16 protein-coding genes are annotated in these 20,994 nt (G+C 68.4%); 8 read left to right on the top strand and 8 right to left on the bottom strand.

What is annotated here, in order from left to right:
- Positions 1–23: 23 nt before the first annotated feature.
- The 4 genes from D0B54_RS15365 to D0B54_RS15350 are packed head-to-tail and all read right to left on the bottom strand — an operon-like array spanning position 24 to position 4,560.
- Positions 24–1,610, bottom strand: a complete 1,587-nt coding sequence (locus D0B54_RS15365; RefSeq protein ID WP_240433442.1) for a DHA2 family efflux MFS transporter permease subunit — start codon at positions 1,608–1,610, stop codon at positions 24–26.
- Positions 1,607–2,725, bottom strand: a complete 1,119-nt coding sequence (locus D0B54_RS15360) for an HlyD family secretion protein (protein WP_117292164.1) — start codon at positions 2,723–2,725, stop codon at positions 1,607–1,609. The genes D0B54_RS15365 and D0B54_RS15360 overlap by 4 nt, the downstream gene beginning before the upstream one ends.
- 16 nt (positions 2,726–2,741) lie before the next feature.
- Positions 2,742–4,073: a TolC family protein gene (locus tag D0B54_RS15355; protein ID WP_117292163.1), complete on the bottom strand. Its 1,332-nt coding sequence runs from the start codon at positions 4,071–4,073 to the stop codon at positions 2,742–2,744.
- Entirely contained in the window at positions 4,063–4,560 is a 498-nt protein-coding gene (locus D0B54_RS15350) for a MarR family winged helix-turn-helix transcriptional regulator (RefSeq protein ID WP_117292162.1), read from the bottom strand. The genes D0B54_RS15355 and D0B54_RS15350 overlap by 11 nt, the downstream gene beginning before the upstream one ends.
- 329 nt (positions 4,561–4,889) lie before the next feature.
- Here D0B54_RS15350 and D0B54_RS15345 point away from each other — a divergent pair, with 329 nt between their 5' ends.
- Together D0B54_RS15345 and D0B54_RS15340 are read left to right on the top strand one after the other, a co-directional pair.
- Positions 4,890–6,929 carry a DEAD/DEAH box helicase gene (locus D0B54_RS15345; RefSeq protein ID WP_117292161.1) on the top strand — a complete coding sequence of 680 codons (2,040 nt, stop codon included), beginning with the start codon at positions 4,890–4,892 and terminating at the stop codon, positions 6,927–6,929.
- A 323-nt stretch (positions 6,930–7,252) separates the two neighbouring features.
- Positions 7,253–9,040, top strand: coding sequence for an acyl-CoA dehydrogenase C-terminal domain-containing protein (locus D0B54_RS15340; RefSeq protein WP_117292160.1), 1,788 nt, complete (start codon positions 7,253–7,255; stop codon positions 9,038–9,040).
- Between the two features lie 106 nt (positions 9,041–9,146).
- On the opposite strand, the gene D0B54_RS15335 is transcribed toward D0B54_RS15340, so the two are convergent.
- The 3 genes from D0B54_RS15335 to rluF are packed head-to-tail and all read right to left on the bottom strand — an operon-like array spanning position 9,147 to position 12,107.
- Positions 9,147–10,562 carry an amidohydrolase family protein gene (locus D0B54_RS15335; RefSeq protein WP_117292159.1) on the bottom strand — a complete coding sequence of 472 codons (1,416 nt, stop codon included), beginning with the start codon at positions 10,560–10,562 and terminating at the stop codon, positions 9,147–9,149.
- Between the two features lie 31 nt (positions 10,563–10,593).
- Positions 10,594–11,388 carry an SDR family NAD(P)-dependent oxidoreductase gene (locus tag D0B54_RS15330; RefSeq protein ID WP_117292158.1) on the bottom strand — a complete coding sequence of 265 codons (795 nt, stop codon included), beginning with the start codon at positions 11,386–11,388 and terminating at the stop codon, positions 10,594–10,596.
- Positions 11,389–11,408: 20 nt separating this feature from the next.
- Positions 11,409–12,107, bottom strand: a complete 699-nt coding sequence (gene rluF, locus D0B54_RS15325; RefSeq protein ID WP_117292157.1) for a 23S rRNA pseudouridine(2604) synthase RluF — start codon at positions 12,105–12,107, stop codon at positions 11,409–11,411.
- A 114-nt stretch (positions 12,108–12,221) separates the two neighbouring features.
- Here rluF and D0B54_RS15320 point away from each other — a divergent pair, with 114 nt between their 5' ends.
- From D0B54_RS15320 to D0B54_RS15310, 3 genes are all read left to right on the top strand, one after another.
- A complete protein-coding gene (locus tag D0B54_RS15320; protein ID WP_117289044.1) occupies positions 12,222–12,701 on the top strand; it encodes an IS630 family transposase in 480 nt (159 codons plus the stop codon).
- Entirely contained in the window at positions 12,653–13,255 is a 603-nt protein-coding gene (locus D0B54_RS15315) for a transposase (protein ID WP_162932157.1), read from the top strand. Before D0B54_RS15320 ends, D0B54_RS15315 begins: the two co-directional genes overlap by 49 nt.
- 126 nt (positions 13,256–13,381) lie before the next feature.
- Positions 13,382–14,557 carry an NAD(P)/FAD-dependent oxidoreductase gene (locus D0B54_RS15310; protein WP_117292156.1) on the top strand — a complete coding sequence of 392 codons (1,176 nt, stop codon included), beginning with the start codon at positions 13,382–13,384 and terminating at the stop codon, positions 14,555–14,557.
- A 239-nt stretch (positions 14,558–14,796) separates the two neighbouring features.
- On the opposite strand, the gene D0B54_RS15305 is transcribed toward D0B54_RS15310, so the two are convergent.
- Positions 14,797–16,263: an OmpA family protein gene (locus tag D0B54_RS15305; RefSeq protein WP_162932457.1), complete on the bottom strand. Its 1,467-nt coding sequence runs from the start codon at positions 16,261–16,263 to the stop codon at positions 14,797–14,799.
- Positions 16,264–16,457: 194 nt separating this feature from the next.
- Between D0B54_RS15305 and prfB the strand changes: the two genes are divergently transcribed.
- The 3 genes from prfB to recQ all read left to right on the top strand — a co-directional run bounded on the left by prfB (position 16,458) and on the right by recQ (position 20,957).
- Positions 16,458–17,553 (top strand): peptide chain release factor 2 gene (gene prfB, locus D0B54_RS15300; RefSeq protein ID WP_205527136.1). Its coding sequence is split into 2 segments (ribosomal slippage): positions 16,458–16,529 and positions 16,531–17,553, totalling 1,095 coding nucleotides; the frame shifts between segments, so codons are not numbered across the junction.
- 3 nt (positions 17,554–17,556) lie between these two features.
- Positions 17,557–19,062 (top strand): lysine--tRNA ligase, encoded by a 1,506-nt coding sequence (gene lysS / locus D0B54_RS15295; RefSeq protein ID WP_117292154.1) that lies wholly within the window; start codon positions 17,557–17,559, stop codon positions 19,060–19,062.
- 20 nt (positions 19,063–19,082) lie between these two features.
- Positions 19,083–20,957 (top strand): DNA helicase RecQ, encoded by a 1,875-nt coding sequence (gene recQ, locus D0B54_RS15290; RefSeq protein ID WP_117292153.1) that lies wholly within the window; start codon positions 19,083–19,085, stop codon positions 20,955–20,957.
- Positions 20,958–20,994: the final 37 nt, after the last annotated feature.

The following is a 20,994-nucleotide window of genomic DNA, read 5'->3' as shown; positions in this document are numbered from 1 at the left end:
CGGGGCGCCGGCACCCCTCTTCCTCAGTGCGCGTCCATCGGCACCGCGCCCGGGTTTTCCGGGCGCCGGGCGATCCAGACGCTCAGCGCCATCACCGCCGTGATCGAGGCCAGCAGGTAGAACACGTCGATATAGCCCAGCATGCCCGCCTGCCGCTGGATCATGCCGGCGATGGCGGCATGTGCCGCCGGGTCGCCGCCCATGGCGCCGCTCATCTGCTGCATCGTCGCCTGGTAGGCGGGGTCCAGCGGGTTGACGCGGTCCACCAGCTGGGTGTGATGGACCTGCGTGGCGCGCGCCAGCGAGAAGGTCACCAGCGACACGCCGATGCTGCCGCCGAGATTGCGCATGAGGTTGATGATGGCGGTGGCGCTGCTGGTCTGGCCGGGTGGAATGCCGGTGTAGGCCAGGGCGTTGAGCGGGATGAAGACGAAGGCCATGCCGAACATCTGCAGGATGCGCAGGATCACCAGGTCGCCATGCGAGACGTCCAGGCTGATGAAGGTCAGCAGCAGCATGGCCCCCGCGATGAAGGTGTAGCCGCCGCTGGCCAGCACGCGCGGGTCCATGCGCCCCGCCAGCTTGCCGACGAAGGGCATCATCACGATGGTGACCAGCGCGCCGGGCGACACCACCACGCCGGCGTCCAGTGCCGAGTAGCCCAGCAGGGTCTGCATCATCTGCGGCAGCAGCACCGACAGGCCCAGCAGCGGGATCGACATGCCGGCGGCCAGCAGGTTGGCCACGGCGAAGTTGCGGTTGCCCAGCAGGCGCAGGTTGATGATCGGCTGGTCATGGGTCAGCTCGCGGTAGATCAGCATCGCCAGCGAGGCGAAGCACACCAGCGTGCAGGACAGGATGAAGTCCGAGTCGAACCAGTCGTGCTTCTGCCCCAGGTCCAGGATCAGCTGCAGGCTGCCCATGCTCACCGCGATCAGCGCGAAGCCCATGTAATCGACGTGCACGCCTCCGGCGCGGCGCTTGCGCGTGGCCTCGCGCTGTTCCGGCGGGTCGCGGATCAGCGCGGCGGCGGCGCTCATCAGGGCCAGGCCCACCGGCACGTTGATCAGGAAGATCCAGTGCCAGGAGAACTGGTCGGTGATCCAGCCGCCCACGGTGGGCCCCAGTGCCGGGCCGGAGATCACGGCCATGCCGTAGACCGCCATCGCCATGCCGCGTTTCTCGGGCGGAAAGGAGTCGGCCAGGATTGCCTGCGACACCGGCTGCAGGCCGGCGCCGGCCAGGCCCTGGATGATGCGCAGCACCACCAGCACCGGCAGCGAGGGCGCCAGGCCGCAGAGCAGCGAGGCCAGGGTGAAGGCCGCCATGCAACCCAGGTAGTAGCGCTTGCGGCCGATGGTGTCCGACAGCCAGCCGGTCATCGGCAGCACGATGGCATTGGCCACCAGGTACGAGGTCAGCACCCAGGTGGCTTCCTCGGGGCTGGCCGACAGCGAGCCGGCGATGTGCACCAGGGAAACGTTGGCGATGGCGGTGTCCAGCACCTCCATGAACGCGGCCATGCCGCAGACCACGGCGATGCCGTAGGTGAATCGCGGCGCCGCCGCCGTACTCGACGGAGCGGGCGCGCTGGCGACGGCCTCGCTCACTGCGTGGCGGCCTGCAGCTGCGCGCCCTGCGCGTCGTCGCTGATGTCCACGCGCGGCAGCACCGACATGCCCGGCACCAGGTGCAGGGCCGCGTCGGGTGCGGGGTCGAACACCAGCTTCACCGGCACGCGCTGCACCACCTTGATGAAGTTGCCGGTAGCGTTCTCCGGCGGCAGCAGGGCGAAGGCCGAACCGGTGCCGGCCTGCAGGCTGTGCACGCGCGCGCTGAACGCCTGGCCGGGGTAGGCGTCGATCTCCACGTTCACCGGCTGGCCCACGCGCATGTGCTGCAGCTGGGTTTCCTTGAAGTTGGCCACCACCCAGGTCTGCGCGCCCACCAGCGCCAGCACCGGGCTGCCGGCGGCGAGCTGCGTGCCGGGCTGCAGGTTCTTGTGGGTCACGCGGCCCGCGCTGGGGGCGATGACGTGGGCATAGGACAGCTGCAGCCTGGCCAGGTCCAGCGCGGCCTGCGCCTGCGCGATCGCGGCCTGGGCGCTGGCCAGCATCGCCTCCTTCGCGGCGGTCTGCTGCGGCGCGGTCTGGGTCATGGTCAGCTGTGCCGCGGCCTGCTCGGCCTGCGCCTGCAGCGCACGCGCGCTGCTGCGCGCCTGGTCCAGGCTCTGCGCGGAGATTTCGTCCTTGGCGTAGAGCGACTCGTAGCGCTTGGCGTCGGCCTGCGCCCGCTCCGCCTGCGCGCGCGCGGCGCGCACCGCCGCCTGTGCCTGCGCCACGTTGGCCGGGGCGCTGGTGTTGGTCATGGTCAGGTCTGCCTGTGCCGAGCGCGCCTGCGCCTGCGCGGCGGCGAGATTGGCCTCGGCCTGGCGCACGCGGGCCTGCAGGTCCGCCGCGTCCAGCTCGAACAGCACATCGCCGGCCTTGACCTGCTGGTTGTCCTGCACCTGCACCGAGATCACCGTGCCGGCGATGCGCGGCGCGATCATCGTCACGTCGGCTTCCAGGAAAGCATCCTCGGTGGACTCGTAGCTGCGCGCATGCCACCACCAGCCGGCCGCGGCGACGGCGCCCACCGCCAGCACGGCAATCAGCACGCTGCGGCGGCCGCCGTTGCCGTTCTCTTCGGCGGGAGCGGGGGAGGAGGTCGTGTTGGTGGTCATGGCTTGCTCGTACGGCTCAAAGTGCGAATTCGTGGGCGCGGCCCTGGGCCGCCGCCAGATTGACGCGGGCCTGCTGGTGCGCCGCCAGCGCGGCGATGTACTGGCTGCGCGCGCGTGCCAGGCTGGCCTGCGCGCTGACCACGTCGACGTTGTTGGCCACGCCGTTGAGGAAGCGGTCGCGCGCCAGTTGCAGCTCGCGGTTGGCGAGGTCTCTTGCAGACACCGCGGCCTTGACCTGCTCGGCGGTGTTGTCCACCGTCACCAGGGCCAGGCGCACGTCCTGTTCCACCTGGCGGCGCAGGTCCTCGGCCTGGGCACGCTGCTGTTCCAGCCGCAGCCGCGCCGCGTCCTCGCCGGCGCGCAGGGCACCGCCGCTGTAGATCGGCAGCTCCAGGCTGGCGCCGTAGCGATAGGTGTCCTCCTCGCTGCGCACCGGCGTGCTGGAGGACTGGCCGTAGTCGGCGAACAGCGACAGCGTCGGCCAGCTGCGCCGCTGCGCGGCATGCACCTCGGCATCGGCCTGCTTCAGCGTGGCATCGATCGCGGCCAGCTCGGCGCGGCTGGCGCGCGCCACTTCGAGCGCCTGCCCCGCGGTCAGCGCCGCGCCATCCACGCCGTCGAGGCGGCCGCCGAGTTGCAGCGGCGCGTCCATCGGCAGCACTGTCGCGCGCTGCAGCTGCAGGCGCGAGCGGGCGATGCCGGTCTCGGCTTCCGACAGGGCATAGCGGTCCTGCGCCACGGCGGTCTGCGCGCGCGCCACGTCCACGCCGGAAGCGACACCGGCCTGGCGCTGGTCGCGCGCCAGGATCAGCAGGTCCTCCGCCAGCGCCAGGTCGCTGCGGGCGGCATCCACCGCCTGCTCGCCGGCCAGCACCTGGATGTAGTTCAGCGCCACCTCGGTGGCGATGCGTTCGCGGCTCTGCGCCGCCTCCGCGCGCGCCGCGTCCACCGCGTAGCCGGCACCGGCCAGTTCGCTGTGGCGGGCGAAGTCCAGCACGGTCTGCGACAGCTTCAGGCGCGCGTCGAACACCGAGTAGGGGCCGATCAGCGAGGGCAGGCCGGGAAACTCGAAGCCCAGCGTCGCCGGGTTGGTGGTCTGGCGGGTCTGCTGCACGCCGGCGCCCAGCTGCGGCAGCAGGCCGGAGCGCGTGCTGTCGCGCTGCGCCTGGGCCAGACCCACCGAGGCTTCGGCGATGCGTTGCGGCGGCGCCAGCGCCAGCGCGCGCTTGACCAGCTCGGGCAGGCTCAGGGGCGCCGCCGAGTCCTGCGCAAGGGCAGGGCCGCCCGCCAGCAGGGCCGCGGCCAGCAGGCCGGCGCGGAGACCGGGAAAGAGTTGTTCAGCTTTCATGACTATCAGTATTCCTGCGCTGATGCACCCCGGCGACCAGGCGCATGAGCAGTTCCTGCAGCAGCGTGCGTTCGCCCGGCGACAGCGGCGACAGGAAGCGCTGCTCCTGCTCGGCGATGGGCGGCACGTAGCGTTCACGCCAGGCACGGCCGGCGTCGGTCAGGTCGATGGCGTTGGCGCGGCGGTCCTCGCTGCTGCGGCTGCGCTGCAGCAGGCCGCGGGCTTCCAGTTCGTCCACCACCTTCATGGTGGTGGTGCGGTCGATGCCCATCACCGCGGCAATGTCGGTCTGGCGCAGGCCGCCGCGGCGATGGATCAGGCTCAGCACGGCGAAATGGCGGATGCCCAGGCCGTCGTCGTCGAACAGCGCGTCCATTTCCTCGGCCAGGCCCATGCGTGCACGGGCCAGCAGCAGGCCGAGGTTGCCCTTGAACTCGGGCGGCAGCAGTTCGTCCAGCGAGGGGCGGGGGGAGGGGGCTTGGCTCATGCGCTAATTAATCACTAAAAATGACTATTTGCAAAGTAGTCATTCAATCCCGTCCGGGCCTTTCTGGCGGCAATCCTTTGCTGCTGTGCAGCATTTTCTTGAGGAATGGGCTATGATGTGTGATCTGCACGCATGATTTGCTGCAGTTTTTCATCGAGCAGCCCCTGGGTCCCCGGCTTTCGAAGGCACGTAGATGCCTTCATGAGGAAAAGCCTTCCGCCCTTAGGGCCGAGACTTTTCCGCGTTGCCGGCCTGCTATGCCGACAGCGCACTCTGCGCTGCGGTCGGTCGCCGTTCAGAGCCTATTTCTGACGCCCGAGGGGTACCCCATGTCCGACGAATCTTCCGCCGTTTCCGTCCGCTTTTCCGATCTTGGCCTGAGCGCTCCCGTGCTGCAGGCGCTGATCGACGTCGGCTACGAAACCCCCTCGCCGATCCAGGCGGCCACGATCCCGATGCTGCTGGAAGGCCGCGACGTGCTGGGCCAGGCCCAGACCGGCACCGGCAAGACCGCCGCCTTCGCGCTGCCGGCGCTGTCGCGCATCGAGGTCGGCCAGAAGAAGCCGCAGGTGCTGGTGCTCGCCCCCACCCGCGAGCTGGCGATCCAGGTCGCCGAAGCCTTCCAGAAGTACGCCACGCACATTCCGGGGTTCCAGGTGCTGCCGATCTACGGCGGCCAGAGCTACGGCCCGCAGCTGGCCGGCCTGCGCCGCGGCGTGCAGGTCATCGTCGGCACGCCGGGTCGCGTGATCGACCACATCGAGAAGGGCACGCTCAAGCTCGACAGCCTGCGCTACCTGGTGCTGGACGAGGCCGACGAAATGCTGCGCATGGGCTTCATCGACGACGTCGAGAAGATCCTGCAGCAGACTCCCGAGACGCGCCAGGTGGCGCTGTTCTCCGCCACGATGCCCTCGCAGATCCGCCGCATCGCGCAGACCTACCTGAAGTCCCCGGCCGAGATCACGATCAAGGCCAAGACCACCACCGCGACCAACATCCGCCAGCGTTACTGGATGGTCAGCGGCATGCAGAAGCTGGACGCGCTGACCCGCATTCTCGAAGTGGAAAGCTTCGAGGGCATGCTGATCTTCGCGCGCACCAAGAACGAGACCGCCGATCTGGCCGACAAGCTGTCGGCCCGCGGCTTCTCCGCCGTGGCGCTCAACGGCGATATCGCCCAGCGTGACCGCGAGCGCATCGTGCAGAAGCTCAAGGACGGCTCGATCGACATCGTGGTCGCCACCGACGTCGCCGCGCGCGGCCTCGACGTGGAGCGCATCAGCCACGTCGTCAACTACGACATCCCGACCGACACCGAGTCCTACGTGCACCGCATCGGCCGCACCGGCCGTGCCGGTCGCAGCGGCGACGCGATCCTGTTCGTCGCCCCGCGCGAGCGCCACCTGCTGCAGGCGATCGAGCGCGCCACGCGCCAGACGATCCAGCGCATGGACCTGCCCAGCACCGACGCGGTCAACGACCAGCGCATCGGCCGTTTCAAGCAGCGCATCGTCGACGCCCTCGGCGGCGACGGCCTGGACGTGTTCCGCGAACTGATCGAGTCGGTGGAGCGCGAGCAGAACGTGCCGGCCGTGGAGATCGCCGCCGCGCTGGCGCGCCTGGTGCAGGGCAACACCCCGCTGCTGGTGGCCGCACAGGCCAGCACCCCGGCGGCCGCGCCGCGCCGCGAGCCGGCCGCGCGCGACTTCCGCGAGAACCGTCGCCCCGAGCGCCGCGACTACGTTGCCCCGGAGCGCCCGATGCGCACCGAGCGCTTCGAGCGTCCGGAGCATTCCGTGCGCGCCGAGCAGGTCGAGGCCCCGCCCGCCCGCGCCGAGCGTTTCGAGAAGCCGGTCCGCGCCGAGCGTCCGGAGCGTCCTGAGCGCACCGAACAGGCCGAGCGTCCCGAGCGCCAGCGCCGCGAGAAGAACAACGACGAGCCCAGCGAGACCTACCGTATCGAAGTGGGCCACGCCCACGGCGTGCAGCCGGGCAACATCGTCGGCGCCATCGCCAACGAGGCCGGCCTGGAGAGCGAGTACATCGGCCGCATCGACATCCGCGAGGACCACAGCTTCATCGACCTGCCGCAGGGCATGCCGAAGGACGTGTTCCGCGACCTGCAGAAGACCTGGGTCTGCGGCCAGCAGCTGCGCATCAGCCGCGCCGGCGACTCGCCGGAGCTGCCGTACGTAACGCCCGCCAAGCGTCCGACCCCGAAGATGCCGGCCAAGACCCTGGGCCTGGGCAAGCCGCAGGGCGCCGGCGCCCGCCCGAGCCCCGGCGGTCCGCGCATCAGCCACGGCAAGTCCGAGCACCGCGGTGCCGGCAAGCCGGGTGGCCCGCGCAAGGCTCCGCGTTACTGAGGATACGAATAAACCTACTGCGCAGCCCGATCTTGCATCTCCGGTGCTCGCCGTACTTCAGTACGGCTCCGCTCCTCGATGCAACCTCGGGCTTGCTCGCTACGGTTTCTTCGCATCCTCAGGCTGGGTTTCTTTCCCCTCTCCCGCTTGCGGGAGAGGGGACGGCAAGATTCCCTTGTTGTACCCAATGCCCGCTCTTGCGGGCATTCGTCTATCCGGGGTATGAATTGGCCGTCGGGACATAGGCTGCGGCCCGAGCATACGGTAGAGTACGGCCCTCACTTTCAGGCCTTTTCTTTCACTTCCCTACAAGGAGACCGTTCATGGGTCAGTACACTCCGCCGCTGCGCGACATGCAGTTCGTCCTGCACGAAATGCTCAATGTCGCGGCCGCGCTCAAGAAGCTGCCGCTGCATGCCGACATCGACGCCGACACGATCAATACCATCCTCGAGGAGGGCGGCAAGTTCTGCGCCGAGGTGCTGTATCCGATCAACCAGATCGGCGACCGCGAAGGCTGTACCTACAAGGGCGACGGCGTGGTCACCACGCCTACCGGCTTCAAGGAGGCCTACGCGCAGTTCGTCGAGGCCGGCTGGGGCGCACTGGGCATGGACCCGGACTTCGGCGGCCAGGGCCTGCCGCACGTGGTGCACAGCGCCTTCATGGAGATGATGAACTCCGCCAACCAGGCCTGGACCATGTACCCCGGCCTGTCGCACGGCGCCTACAACGCGCTGCATGCCTTCGGCACGCCGGAGCAGAAGCAGACCTACCTGCCCAAGCTGGTCTCCGGCGAGTGGACCGGCACCATGTGCCTCACCGAGTCCCACGCGGGCACCGACCTGGGCATCCTCAAGTCCAAGGCCGAGCCTGTCGGCGACGGCACCTACCGCGTCACCGGCACCAAGATCTTCATCTCGGCCGGCGAGCACGACATGTCCAAGAACATCATCCACCTGGTGCTCGCGCGCCTGCCGGATGCGCCTCCGGGCACCAAGGGCATCTCGCTGTTCATCGTGCCCAAGTTCATTCCGGACGCGCAGGGCAACCCGGGCAAGCGCAACGACTTCAAGTGCGGCTCCATCGAGCACAAGATGGGCATCCACGGCAACGCCACCTGCGTCATGAACTTCGACGGCGCCATCGGCACCCTCGTCGGCGAGCCCAACAAGGGCCTCAACGCCATGTTCGTGATGATGAACAGCGCGCGCCTGGGCGTGGGCATGCAGTCCCTGGGCCTGGCCGAAGTGGCCTATCAGAACTCGCTGGCCTATGCGAAGGACCGCCTGCAGAGCCGCTCGCTGACCGGCCCCAAGGCCAAGGACAAGCCGGCCGACCCGATCATCGTGCACCCCGACGTGCGCCGCATGCTGCTCACGCAGAAGGCCTACATCGAAGCCGCGCGCGCCTTCAGCTACTGGGCGGGCCTGGCGATCGACATGGAGCACAAGCACCCCGACGACAAGGTCCGCAAGGAGAACGCCGACCTGGTCGCGCTGCTGACGCCGGTGATCAAGGGCTTCATCACCGACAACGGTTATGACTCCACCACCCTGGCCATGCAGGTCCTGGGCGGCCACGGCTACATCGCCGAGTGGGGCCTGGAGCAGCACGTGCGCGACGCGCGCATCAACATGATCTACGAAGGCACCAACACCATCCAGGCGCTGGACCTGCTGGGCCGCAAGGTGCTGGCCGACGGTGGCGCCAAGCTGATGAAGTTCGGCAAGGTGATCCAGGACCTGGTCAAGTTCCACGCCGAGAACCCGGCGATGAAGGAATTCAGCGAGCCGCTGACGGCGCTGCTGGCCGAGGTGCAGAAGCTGACGATGGACATCGGCCAGAAGGCGATGAAGAACCCGGACGAGGTCGGCGCCGCCGCCGTGCCTTACCTGCGCATCATCGGCCACCTGGTGTTCTCGTTTGCCTGGTGCTACGCCGCCGGCGTGGCGGTGAAGAAGCTCGACAGCGGCGACGCCTTCTACAAGACCAAGCTGACGACGGCGCGCTTCTACTTCGCCAAGCTGTACCCGGAAACGGCTTCGCTGATCAAGCAGGCGCGTGCCGGTTCGGCCTCGCTGATGGAACTGGAAGTCGAGAATTTCTAAGGGCGAAAGCCTTTGGGTCGTGCAGAAGAGGGCCGCCGAAAGGCGGCCTTTTTCTTTGGCTTTTTTGGAACCTCTCTCCCGCTTGCGGGAGAGAGGAGCAAAGCGGCTAGTATCGCTCCGCCGCCCGTTCCGCCTGCTCCAGCAAGCCCTTCAGCCCCGCCTCGTCGTAATACCGCCCACCCGCCATCACGCCGCGCAGCGCCCGCGTATTGCGGATATCCGCCAGGGGATCCGCGCCCAGCAGCACCAGGTCGGCCCGCATCCCCGCTGCGATGCCGCCGATGTCGCCGCGCCCCAGGAACCGCGCCGGTCCCAGCGTCGCCGCCTGCAGGGCCAGCAGCGGCGTCATGCCGTTCCGTACCAGTAGTTCCAGTTCATCGTGCAGGCTGAATCCCGGAAAGGTGTAGGGATCGCCGCTGTCGCTGCCGGCGAGGAAGGGCACGCCGGCGCGCAGCATCGGCGCGATCAGCGCGCGGTCCTGGTCGTAGTAGCGCCGTTCGATGACGCTGTCCTCGGCGGACCGCGACTGCAGTTGCCGGTCCTGGCGCGGATCCCACCAGGCGCGCTGGCTGCGCGGGATGTAGCGCAGGCGCGGATCGCGGGCCATCGACGGATCGGGCAGGGCATAGGCGCGGCGCTTCACCAGGGTGGGCACCTGCCAGGTGCCGTTGCTCGCAAACAGGTCGAACAGTTCCCGGGCCCTGGTCGCGTCGGTGCTGTCCAGCACGCCGCGCAGGTACTCGCGCCGCAGTTGCCGGCGCTGCCCGGCCTCGCCCGGCGCACGGGCGCGCAGCTTCATCGCGATGAGTTCCTGCTCGCGCGAGGAGCAGGCGAACAGGACGTTGAACAGGTGCTCGATGCTGCGCTGCCCGGCGGCCGAGGCCTCGCGCGCCGTTACCGACATGGGGACGTGGCCGGCGAAGGGCAGTCCCTGCTGCTCCGCCGCCGCGGCGATGGCGTAGTAGCTGTCGCGCGGCAAGCCGTTGAACACCTTGATGAAGTCCGCGCCCTCGCGCCGCAGCCGCGCGACCTCAAGGCGCGCGGCATCGGGCCCGGACAGGGCCACCGAGATGCTCGGCAGCTGTGCTTGCGGCCCGTCCAGGATCGGCCCCGCCGCGACGATCTGCGGCCCCGTGCGCCGGCCGGCGGCGATGTCCGCGCGCAGCGCACGGATTTCGTCGAAGCTGAAGTTGCCGCCCATGTCGCGCACGCCGGTCACGCCGTGGGCGATCAGGGCCGGGAAATGGGTCTCCGGCCGCCCGGCGCGCAGCAGGTGCACGTGCATGTCCCAGAGCCCGGGGATCATCCACAGGCCCTGCGCGTCGATGCGCACGGTGTCCGGCGGCAGCACGATGGACCGGTCCGGCCCCACCGCCAGGATGCGCCCGTCCTCCACCAGCACGGTGAACTGCGGCCGCGTGGTGCCGCCCTCGACGTCCACCAGCGACGCGTGCAGGAAAGCCAGCGGCGCCGCCGCCGCAGGGGCGATCCAGAACAGCAGCAGCCAGTGCGGCAGTTTCATGCGGCAGGCACCGTGGGGGCCTGCCCTCATGCTACTTGAAGGGATTGGCCAGCCGCCCGATCTGGTAGCGCAGCGATTCGGGGATCGGCCGCACGCTGGCGGCGATCAGCTTGTTGACCGTGCCCGGCACGCAGACCGGCCGGCCCGCCATTACCGCGGCGTAGCCCTCGCGCACCACCGCCTCGGGCTCCTGCCAGAGGATGCCCGGCAGCTTGTTGGCGGTGTCGCGCGTGCCCATCACGTCGTGGAACTCGCTGCGGGTGAAGCCGGGGCAGAGCGCGGTGACGTGGATGCCCTGGGGCTTGAGCTCCATGTTCAGCGACTCGGACATGTTCAGCACGTAGCTCTTGATGCCGGTGTAGAGCAGGCTGGCGCCGGGTGGCGCAAAGGCGGCGATGGAGGACAGGTTGATGATGCGGCCCCAGCCGCGCTCGCGCATGCCGGGCAGCACGCGGTGTGCCAGCTCGGTGACGGCGGTGACCATCACCTGGATTTCGCCGGCCAGGGCATCCCAGGGCGTATCGGCGAAGCGGCCCTTGCCCGACAGGCCGGCATTGTTGACCAGGAAGTCCACCGACAGGCCACGTTCCTCCACGGCATCCATGATCGCCTTGGGCGCCGCCGGGTCGTTGAGGTCGGCGGCGATGATCTCGCAGTGCGTGCCATAGGCCTGTACCAGTTCGCTGGCCAGGGTCTGCAGGCGCTCGGCGCGGCGTGCGACCAGTACCAGCGTGTAGCCCTCGGCGGCGAGGTGGCGGGCGAAGCAGGCACCGATGCCGGCGGAGGCGCCGGTCACCAGGGCCACGCGGGAGAGGTCGTCGTTCATGGGGGGACTCCTTGGGGTTCTTACCACTGCTCGCGCTGCGGCAGCAGGCCGCGCAGCTCGTCCGGCGTCAGGTTGCGCCACTGGCCGGGCTGCAGGCCGCCCAGCTCGATGTTGATGATGCGCACCCGCTGCAAGCGCCGCACCACGTAACCGAAGTGATCGCACATGCGGCGGATCTGCCGGTTGAGGCCCTGGGTCAGCACGATGTGGAAGGTCCGCGGCCCGGTACGCCAGGTGCGGCAGGGGTTGGTCACGGTGTCCAGGATCGGCACGCCTCCGGCCATGTCGGCGAGGAAGTCGTCCGTGACCCACTGGTCCACCGTCACCACGTATTCCTTGTCGTGGTTGTTCTCCGAACGCAGGATTTCGTTGACGATGTCGCCGTTGCTGGTCAGCAGGATCAGCCCGTCGGAATCCTTGTCCAGGCGTCCGATGGGGAAGATGCGTTCCTTGTGGTGGATGTAGTCCACGATGTTGCCGGGGATATGGCGCTCGGTGGTGCAGGTGATGCCCGGCGGCTTGTTCAGGGCGATGTAGACGTGCTGCTGGCTGCGCCGGCCGACCGGTTGGCCGTCCACGGTCACCTCGTCGCCCTCGTTGACCTGGGTGCCCAGGGTCGCCACCCGGCCGTTGACCTGCACGCGCCCGGCCTCGATCCAGCTGTCGGCCTCGCGCCGCGAGCTGATCCCGGTCTCGCTGATGTACTTGTTGAGTCGCATGGCGCGCAGTTTCCGGGTTCCGGGCCCGGGTTTCCACCAGTACTGATGTAGGAGCGGCTGTTATTGATTAACTCATAAGTAATGTCCTACTCTCATGGCAGGAGGTAATCCGCCATGAGACCTTCAGGCAGCCCCGAGGAGTTGGAGCGACGCCGGCGCCGAGCGCTGGAGTTGCTGTCGCAAGGATTGATGCCGGTAGAAGTCGCGCAGCAGTTGGGCGTGGACCGGCGCAGCGTACGGCGATGGAAGGCGGCGGTGCAGCGACGGGGTGCGGCCGGCATCGCGGCGCAGCCAGCGTCGGGCAGACCACCGGCACTGGATGAGCGTGCGCGGCGGCAGTTGACCCGGCTGCTGCTCAAGGGCGCGCAAGCTTCGGGGTTTGCCACGGACCTGTGGACCTGCCCCCGGGTCGCCGAGCTAATCCAGCAGCGGTTTGGAGTGGAATACCACGTCCACCATGTTGCACGGTTGCTGCATGGCCTGGGGTTTTCTCCGCAAAAGCCGACACGGCGTGCGGTGGAGCGGGATGAAGAAGCGATTCAGCAGTGGGTACGCAGCGACTGGCGGCGGGTAAAAAAAACGCCGGACGCCTGAAGGCCTGGCTGGGCTTCCTGGACGAGTCGGGCATCCTGATGGCCCCGCTGGTGCGCCGCAGCTGGAGCCTGCGCGGCCAGACTCCGGTGCTGCAGCAGCGGGGCCGGCATCACAGCAAGGTGTCCGTGATTGCCGCCCTGTGCATCTCGCCCTCGCGCCGGCAGGTAACGCTCCACTTCCGGCTCTATCCCGACACCAGCATCGACGGTATCGCGGTCCGCAACTTTCTCCGCGATCTGCATGTGCAACATGGGCGCCTGGTGATGGTGTGGGACCGTTCCCAGACCCACCGTGCCCGCAGCGTGCGGCGATTCCTGGATCAGTCCCCGAATCTGCAGACCGAATTCCTGCCGGCCTACGCCCCGGAACTCAATCCCGTGGAGTACATCTGGGCCTGGCTGAAAACCAACCCCCTGGCCAATCTCGCATGCCACGATCTGGAGACGCTGACCCTCAACGCACGACACCACGCTCGCAGGCTCCAGCATCGTCAGGATCTGCTTCGATCCTTCATCGAGCACAGTCCTTTGCCGTTGAGACTAATAGGACATTAATTACGAGACGATCAATAGCCGCGAACGGAGGTCATCATGAGAGCCGGCGCTCGCGGCTAACAGCCGCTCCTACAGAGTTCGTCAATCCTTGCAGTGGGCCGGTTCCGGCCCGAAACTGCGCGCCCTATGGACTACGACGTGATTGTTCTGGGCGGCGGCGCCGCCGGCCTGATGTGCGCGCTGACCGCCGGCCAGCGCGGCCGGCGCGTGCTGCTGGTGGAGCACGCCAACCGCGTCGGCAAGAAGATCCTCATGTCCGGCGGCGGCCGCTGCAACTTCACCAACCTGCATGCCGGCCCGCAGAACTTCCTGTCCGCCAACCCGCATTTCTGCAAGTCGGCCCTGGCACGCTACACCCCGGCCGACTTCATCGGCATGGTCGAGCGCCACGGCATCGCCTGGCACGAGAAGGAACTGGGCCAGCTGTTCTGCGACGATTCCTCCAAGCAGATCGTGCGCATGCTGCTGGACGAGTGCGCGGCTGCCCAGGTGCGCATCGAGGTGGGCTGCGAGGTCGGGCAGGTGACGCGGCGCGAAGGCGGCTTCGCGGTGGCCACTGCCCTGGGCACGATCAGCGCCGAGCGCCTGGTGGTGGCCACCGGGGGGCTGTCGATCCCCAGCATGGGTGCCAGCGGCTACGGCTACCAGCTGGCCCGCCAGTTCGGGCATGCCGTGCTGCCGACCCGCGCCGGCCTGGTGCCGCTGACGCTCAGCGGCCGGCCGCAGGAGCAGTACCAGGACCTGAGCGGGGTGTCCTTCGAGGTGGAGGCCCGGGCCGGCCGCCAGGCCTTCCGCAACCAGATGCTGGTCACCCACCGCGGCCTCAGTGGCCCGGCGATCCTGCAGATCTCCAACTACTGGCAGCCGGGCGAGCCCCTGCAGCTGGACCTGCTGCCGGACCGCGACAGCCTGGCCTGGCTGCAGGAGCAGCAGCAGGCGCGCCCGCTGGCGGAGCTGCGCACCGTGCTGGCCGAGGCCCTGCCCAAGCGCTTCGCCCAGCGGCTCTGCGAGGCCTGGTTCACCAGCAAGCCCATGCGCCAGTACCGGCCGCAGGAGCTCAAGGACCTGGCCGCGCAGCTGGCCGACTGGCCGGTGGTGGCCTCCGGCACGGAGGGCTACCGCACCGCCGAGGTCACGCTGGGCGGGGTGGATACCCGCGAGCTGTCCTCCGCCACGATGGAGTCGAAGCTCGTGCCGGGGCTGCACTTCGTGGGGGAGGTGGTGGACGTGACCGGCTGGCTGGGAGGCTTCAATTTCCAGTGGGCCTGGGCGTCGGCGGTGGCGGCGGGCAAGGCGATCTAGGCCCGTGCCTTTGTAGGAGCGGCTGTTAGCCGCGAGCGAGGGTCACCATGAGCACCGGCGTTCGCGGCTAACAGCCGCTCCTACAAAAGCCGCTTGGGTCCTTGTGGGAGCGGCTTCAGCCGCGATTTTTTGCTGTCACACCCCAAAGATCGCGGCTGAAGCCGCTCCCACGAAAAGCAGAAGCCTCCGCCCAAAGAAAAACCCCGCCGAAGCGGGGTTTTTCTTTAAAGCGGCAACCTTTACTCAATCACCTTCAACTCGACGCGGCGGTTGTTGTCGCGGCCGGCCTCGGTGTCGTTGGTGTCGATCGGCTGGGCCTCGCCGTAACCCACCGGCTTCATGCGGTCGGCGGTGACGTTCTGGCCGGCCAGGAAGGTCTTGACCGAGTTGGCACGACGCTCGGACAGGCCGAGGTTGTAGTTGTCGGTGCCGATGTTGTCGGTGTGGCCTTCCAGCTCCACCTTGATCTCCGGGTAGGAGTTCAGCGTGGCGCCCACGTCCACCAGGATGGTCTTGGCTTCCTCGGTCAGGCGGTCCGAGTCGAACTCGAACTTCACGCCCTTGAGGATGAACTTGTTGGCGGCGCAGCCGTTCTCGTCGACCTGCTCGCCGGCACGCGGCTTGCGGCAGTCGCCGGTCAGGGCGCAGCCATTGGCCAGGACCTTGGCGCCGGCCGGGGTGTTCGGGCACTCGTCGATGTCGTCGGGCACGCCGTCGCCGTCACCGTCGATGGTGCAGCCCTGGGCGTTGACAGCCTTGCCGGCCGGGGTATCCGGGCACTGGTCGAGGCCATCGGGCACGCCGTCGCCGTCGGTGTCGAGCGCGCAGCCCTTGTCGTCCAGGGTGGCGCCTTCCGGTGCCGGCGGGCAGACCGGCTCGACCACGGCCGGCGGCGGCTCTTCGGCCTTCTCGGTGTGGCCCAGCGGGATCAGCAGGCCGACGTTGAAGACGCCGTCGTAGAAGTCACGGTTCTTGTCCGGGGTGGTGCCGGCCAGGTCACGGCCATGGGCGTCCACGCGGTACAGGGCCTCGGCGCGCAGGATGAAGCGTTCGCTGAGCGGGAACAGGTAGCCCAGGCCGATATCGAACAGGGTGGTCTTGTAGTCCGGGATCGGGCCCGGGTGCTCGGAGACCGCGCCGTACATCAGGTTCAGCTTGGTGTAGAAGTTCGGCCAGCTGTTGAAGAAGGAGATCAGCGCACCGGCGCCGACACCCTTGATCTCGGCGGAACCGCTGCCGGACTCGGCGTCCATCTGGCCGTAGACGCCGACCAGTTCCAGCGCCATGCCGTTGGTCACCTTCTTGCCGATGGAGATCACGCCACCCAGGCCATCGTCGGTGCCGCGGTCGTCGTCGGCATAGATGTAGGAGAACATCGGCGAGACGTACCAGCGGCGGTGCGCCAGCGCGGCGGCGCCGTAGGCCTCGGGGTCTTCGCTGGCTTCGTCGCCGGAGGACTCGGAGGAGGCGGAGTCGTCGGCCGGGGGGGCTTCCTCGGCGGGCGCGGCGGCTTCCTCGACCGGGGCGGCTTCGGCGGCAGCGTCGGCCGGGGCAGCCTCGGGGGCGGCGGCGTCAGCCGGAGCGGCGTCCGCAGGAGCGGCCTCGGCGGCGGGTGCGTCGGCCGGCGCGGCCTCGTCCTGGGCCTGGGCGGGCGCGACCATGCCCAGCGCCAGCAACATTGCGAAAAGACCGAACCGACGTTTCATGCTTTCTCCCCTTGAATTCTTTCCCTGAACGGGAACCCTGTTTCTTCGGCAAATATAACAGCCGCCAATGGCGACCGTCTTCATCTGCGATTTCTAGCATGCGGCGGCGGCGGCCGACAACCGAGGAGGCGGCGCTGCGGCTATAATCCGCGGCTCATTTCCGGCCCCCGCGCCGAGCATTTTTCTGGTTGATCATGGAAATCCAGCAGATCAAGAGCGAGATCACGGCCCTGCGAGCGCGTTTCGACGCGCTCCGGGGCTATCTTTGACTACGATAACAAGAAGGACCGCCTGGCCGAGGTAAACGCCGAGCTGGAGGGCGGGGAGGTCTGGAACAAGCCGGAGTACGCCCAGGCCCTGGGCCGCGAGCGCGCCGTGCTGCAGGACGTGATCGAGTCCATCGACCGGGCCAGCAATGGCCTCAACGACGCCACCGACCTGCTGGAGATGGCCGAGGCCGAGGGCGACGCCGCCACGGTCGCCGAGGTCGAGCGCGATGTGGTCAAGCTCGGCAAGCTGGCCGACGACATGGAATTCCGCCGCATGTTCAGCGGCGAAATGGACACCGCCAACGCCTACGTCGAACTGCAGGCCGGTGCCGGCGGCACCGAGGCCCAGGACTGGGCCGACATCCTGCTGCGCATGTACATCCGCTGGGCCGAGGGCAAGGGCTTCAAGGTGGAACTGCTGGAGCGCTCCGATGGCGAAGTCGCCGGCCTCAAGTCGGCCAGCCTGTTCATCGAGGGCTCCTACGCCTATGGCTGGCTGCGCACCGAGACCGGCGTGCATCGCCTGGTGCGCAAGTCGCCGTTCGACTCCGGCAACCGCCGCCACACCTCCTTCGCGGGCGTGTTCGTCTCGCCGGAAGTGGACGACAACATCAAGATCGACATCAACCCGGCCGACCTGGAAGTGGCGACCTTCCGCTCCTCGGGCGCCGGCGGCCAGCACGTCAACAAGACCGAGTCGGCGATCCGCATCAAGCACATCCCCAGTGGCATCGTCGTGGCCTGCCAGACGCAGCGCTCGCAGCACGCCAACCGCGACCGCGCGATGAAGATGCTGGCGGCCAAGCTGTACGACGCCGAGTTGCAGAAGCGCAACACCGAGAAGCAGAAGGTCGAGGATTCCAAGAGCGACATCGAATGGGGCAGCCAGATCCGCTCCTACGTGCTCGACCAGTCCCGCATCAAGGACCTGCGCACCGGCGTGGAAATCGCCGACACGCAGAAGGTGCTGGACGGCAACCTCGATCCCTTTATCGAAGCAAGCTTGAAGCAAGGCCTCTAAGCCATGACCGAAGAACAGAAGCAGCCGCCGCAGGACGAGAACTACGTCATGGCGGCGCGGCGCGAGAAGCTGGACAAGCTGCGCGCCCAGGGCGATGCCTACCCCAACGATTTCCGCCGCGACACCATGGCGGAGTTCCTGCACGGCAGCTACGGCGAGCGCGACGCCGCCTCGCTGGAGACCGACACCACCGAGTTCCGCGTCGCCGGCCGCCTGATGGCCAAGCGCGGGCAGGGCAAGGTCAGCTTCGTCGAGATGCAGGACCAGTCCGGCCGCATCCAGCTGTTCGTGCAGATGAACGCGCTGGGCGAAGAGGCCTACAACGACTTCAAGACCTGGGACGTGGGCGACATCGTCGGCGCCATCGGCACGCTGATGCGCACCAAGGCCGGCGAGCTGTCGCTGCGCGTCAGCAGCATCCAGCTGCTGAACAAGACCGTGCGGCCGCTGCCGGACAAGTGGGCGGGCCTGACCGATACCGAGATCCGCTACCGCCAGCGCTACGTCGACCTGATCGTCAACCCGGAAGTCCGCCGCGTGTTCGAAAAGCGCGGCCAGACCGTGCGCTTCATCCGCAACTTCCTCGACTCGCTGGGCTTCTTCGAAGTCGAGACGCCGATGCTGCAGCCGATCCCCGGCGGCGCCACCGCGCGGCCCTTCATCACGCACCACAACGCGCTGGACCGTGACCTGTACCTGCGCATCGCCCCGGAGCTTTATCTCAAGCGCCTGGTGGTGGGCGGCTTCGAGAAGGTCTACGAGATCAACCGCAATTTCCGCAACGAGGGCCTGTCCACCCGGCACAATCCCGAGTTCACCATGCTGGAGTTCTACCAGGCCTACGCCGACTACCGCGACGCGATGGACCTGGTCGAGACCATGGTGCGCGACGCCGCGATCACGGTGAACGGCAGCGGCAAGCTCAGCTACGGTGGCCGCGAGTACGACATGGAGCGCCCCTTCAACCGCTGGACCATGAAGGAAGCGGTGCTGCGCAACAACCCCGACTTCGATGTGACCCAGGCCGGGGATCGCGAGTACCTGGCGGCTTTCTGCAAGAAGGTCGGCGGCGATGTCAGGAAGGACTACGGCGCCGGCAAGCTGCTGACCGAAATCTTCGAGCAGACCGTCGAGACCACGCTGCTGGACCCGACCTTCATCACCGAGTACCCGACGGAAGTGTCCCCGCTGGCGCGCCGCAGCGACGCCAACCCGGAGGTCACCGACCGCTTCGAGTTCTTCATCGGCGGCCGTGAAGTCGCCAACGGTTTCTCCGAGCTGAACGATCCCGACGACCAGGCCGGCCGCTTCAAGGCCCAGGTGGTCGCCAAGGATGCCGGCGACGACGAGGCCATGGTGTTCGACGCCGACTACATCCGCGCCCTGGAATACGGCCTGCCGCCGACCGCCGGCGTGGGCATCGGCATCGACCGCCTGGTGATGTTCCTGACGGATTCGGCGAGCATCAGGGACGTGCTGCTGTTTCCGCAGATGCGCCCGGAGGCCTGAGGGGCTGAGGGCCCCAGGGCATGACCGCCACAGATCCGCTGCACGCCGAACTCAAGCGCCACTTCGGCTTCGACAGCTTCCGCCCCGGCCAGGAGGCCGTGGTGCGCGACGCACTGGCCGGGCGCGACCTGCTGGCGATCATGCCCACCGGTGGCGGCAAGTCGCTGTGCTTCCAACTGCCGGCGCTGCTGAAGGAAGGCGTGATGGTGGTGGTGTCGCCGCTGATCGCGCTGATGCAGGACCAGGTGCGCCTGCTGGCCGACAACGGCATTGCCGCCACCTTTCTCAATTCCACGCTCAGCGGTGCCGAGGCGGCGCAGCGCATCCAGGCGCTGCGGCGCGGCGAGACCCGCCTGCTGTACGTGGCGCCGGAGCGCCTGCTCAGCCCGGGTTTCATCGAGAGCTTCCTGCAGCCGCTGCGCGAAACCGTGGGCATTTCGGCCTTCACCATCGACGAGGCGCACTGCGTTTCCGAGTGGGGCCATGACTTCCGCCCGGAGTACCGCCAGCTCAGCCGCCTGCGCGAGCTGTTCAGCGACGTGCCGGTGTTCGCTTTCACCGCCACCGCCACGCAGCGCGTGCGCGAGGACATCGCCCGGCAGCTCAGCCTGCACCAGCCGGCGCTGCACGTCGCCAGCTTCAACCGGCCCAACCTCTATTACGCGGTCAAGCCGCGCGGCGCGCGCAGCTTCGACGAACTGCTGGCGCATGCCCGCTCCACCCGCGGTTCGGGCATCGTCTACTGCCTGTCGCGCAAGCGCGTCGACGAACTGTCCTCCGAGCTGCAGGCTGCCGGCATCGCCGCGCTGCCGTACCACGCCGGCCTGGACGGCGAGACCCGCCGCGAGCACCAGGACCGCTACATCCGCGACGACGTGCAGGTGATGGTGGCCACCGTCGCCTTCGGCATGGGCATCAACAAGCCCGACGTGCGCTGGGTGATCCACTACGACCTGCCGCGCTCGATGGAGGGCTACTACCAGGAGGCCGGCCGTGCCGGCCGCGACGGCGAGCCGGCGGGCTGCATCCTGTACTTCGGCATGGGCGACATCCGCACCGCCGAGTTCCTGATCGCGCAGAAGGTCCATCCGCAGACCGGCGAACCGCTGGAGGACGAGCAGCGCATCGCCCGCCAGCAGCTGCGCCAGGTGCTGGACTACGCCGACAGCACCGAATGCCGCCGCGCCGTGCAGTTGCGCTACTTCGGCGAGCCGCATCCCGGCAGCTGCGGCAACTGCGACAACTGCATCAACCCGCGCCCGCTGCAGGACTGGACGCTCGAGGCCAAGCAGCTGCTGTCCGCTGTCGCCCGGCTGGCGCAGCGCCGCCAGCGCTACGGCGCCGGCACCGTGATCGACATCCTGCGCGGGGCCAAGACCGAGAAGCTGATCTCGGCGGGCCACGATACGCTCACGGTCTACGGCATCGGCGCCGGCCGCTCGGCGGAAGACTGGCGCTCCCTGACCCGCTCGCTGCTGCAGCAGGGCGTGCTGGAGGAAACCCACGACGGCTACCCGGTGCTGTTGCTCAACGCGGCGAGCTGGGAGGTGCTGCGCGGCGAGCGCACGGTGCAGATGGCCGCGCCGGTGGCGGCGGCCAGGGGCAGCGGCAAGGGCAGGGCGGCCAAGGCCGCGGTCGCTGCCGGAGTGGTGCCGGATTCGGAAGAGGACGGCCTGTTCGAGGCCCTGCGCGCCCTGCGCAAGAAGATCGCCACCGAGCACGGCGTGCCGCCCTACGTGGTCTTCAACGACGCCAGCCTCAGGGCCATGGCCCGCGAGCGCCCCACCGATCAGGACGCCTTCGCGGGAATCCCGGGTGTGGGCGCGAAGAAGCTGGACGAGTACGGCTGGGACTTCACGGCGCTGATACGGGAATGGCAGCCGGACAAGCGCTAACGCTTTGCCCGGCTGGCTTCAGCCCCGTTTCAAGCGG

The organism is Solimonas sp. K1W22B-7, from assembly GCF_003428335.1.
Classification (GTDB): domain Bacteria; phylum Pseudomonadota; class Gammaproteobacteria; order Nevskiales; family Nevskiaceae; genus Solimonas_A.
The sequence above is the reverse complement of the archived record's forward strand: the minus strand, read 5'-3'. Positions and strand labels throughout refer to the sequence as shown.

Bases quoted from the DNA above. Each gene is read 5' to 3' on its own strand.
- recQ (WP_117292153.1), top strand. From the start codon at position 19,083: ATGACCGCCACAGATCCGCTGCACGCCGAACTCAAGCGCCACTTCGGC.
- D0B54_RS15345 (WP_117292161.1), top strand. From the start codon at position 4,890: ATGTCCGACGAATCTTCCGCCGTTTCCGTCCGCTTTTCCGATCTTGGC.
- rluF (WP_117292157.1), bottom strand. From the start codon at position 12,107: ATGCGACTCAACAAGTACATCAGCGAGACCGGGATCAGCTCGCGGCGC.
- D0B54_RS15355 (WP_117292163.1), bottom strand. From the start codon at position 4,073: ATGAAAGCTGAACAACTCTTTCCCGGTCTCCGCGCCGGCCTGCTGGCC.
- D0B54_RS15305 (WP_162932457.1), bottom strand. From the start codon at position 16,263: ATGAAACGTCGGTTCGGTCTTTTCGCAATGTTGCTGGCGCTGGGCATG.
- D0B54_RS15310 (WP_117292156.1), top strand. From the start codon at position 13,382: ATGGACTACGACGTGATTGTTCTGGGCGGCGGCGCCGCCGGCCTGATG.
- D0B54_RS15360 (WP_117292164.1), bottom strand. From the start codon at position 2,725: ATGACCACCAACACGACCTCCTCCCCCGCTCCCGCCGAAGAGAACGGC.
- D0B54_RS15350 (WP_117292162.1), bottom strand. From the start codon at position 4,560: ATGAGCCAAGCCCCCTCCCCCCGCCCCTCGCTGGACGAACTGCTGCCG.
- D0B54_RS15330 (WP_117292158.1), bottom strand. From the start codon at position 11,388: ATGAACGACGACCTCTCCCGCGTGGCCCTGGTGACCGGCGCCTCCGCC.
- D0B54_RS15320 (WP_117289044.1), top strand. From the start codon at position 12,222: ATGAGACCTTCAGGCAGCCCCGAGGAGTTGGAGCGACGCCGGCGCCGA.
- D0B54_RS15340 (WP_117292160.1), top strand. From the start codon at position 7,253: ATGGGTCAGTACACTCCGCCGCTGCGCGACATGCAGTTCGTCCTGCAC.
- lysS (WP_117292154.1), top strand. From the start codon at position 17,557: ATGACCGAAGAACAGAAGCAGCCGCCGCAGGACGAGAACTACGTCATG.
- D0B54_RS15335 (WP_117292159.1), bottom strand. From the start codon at position 10,562: ATGAAACTGCCGCACTGGCTGCTGCTGTTCTGGATCGCCCCTGCGGCG.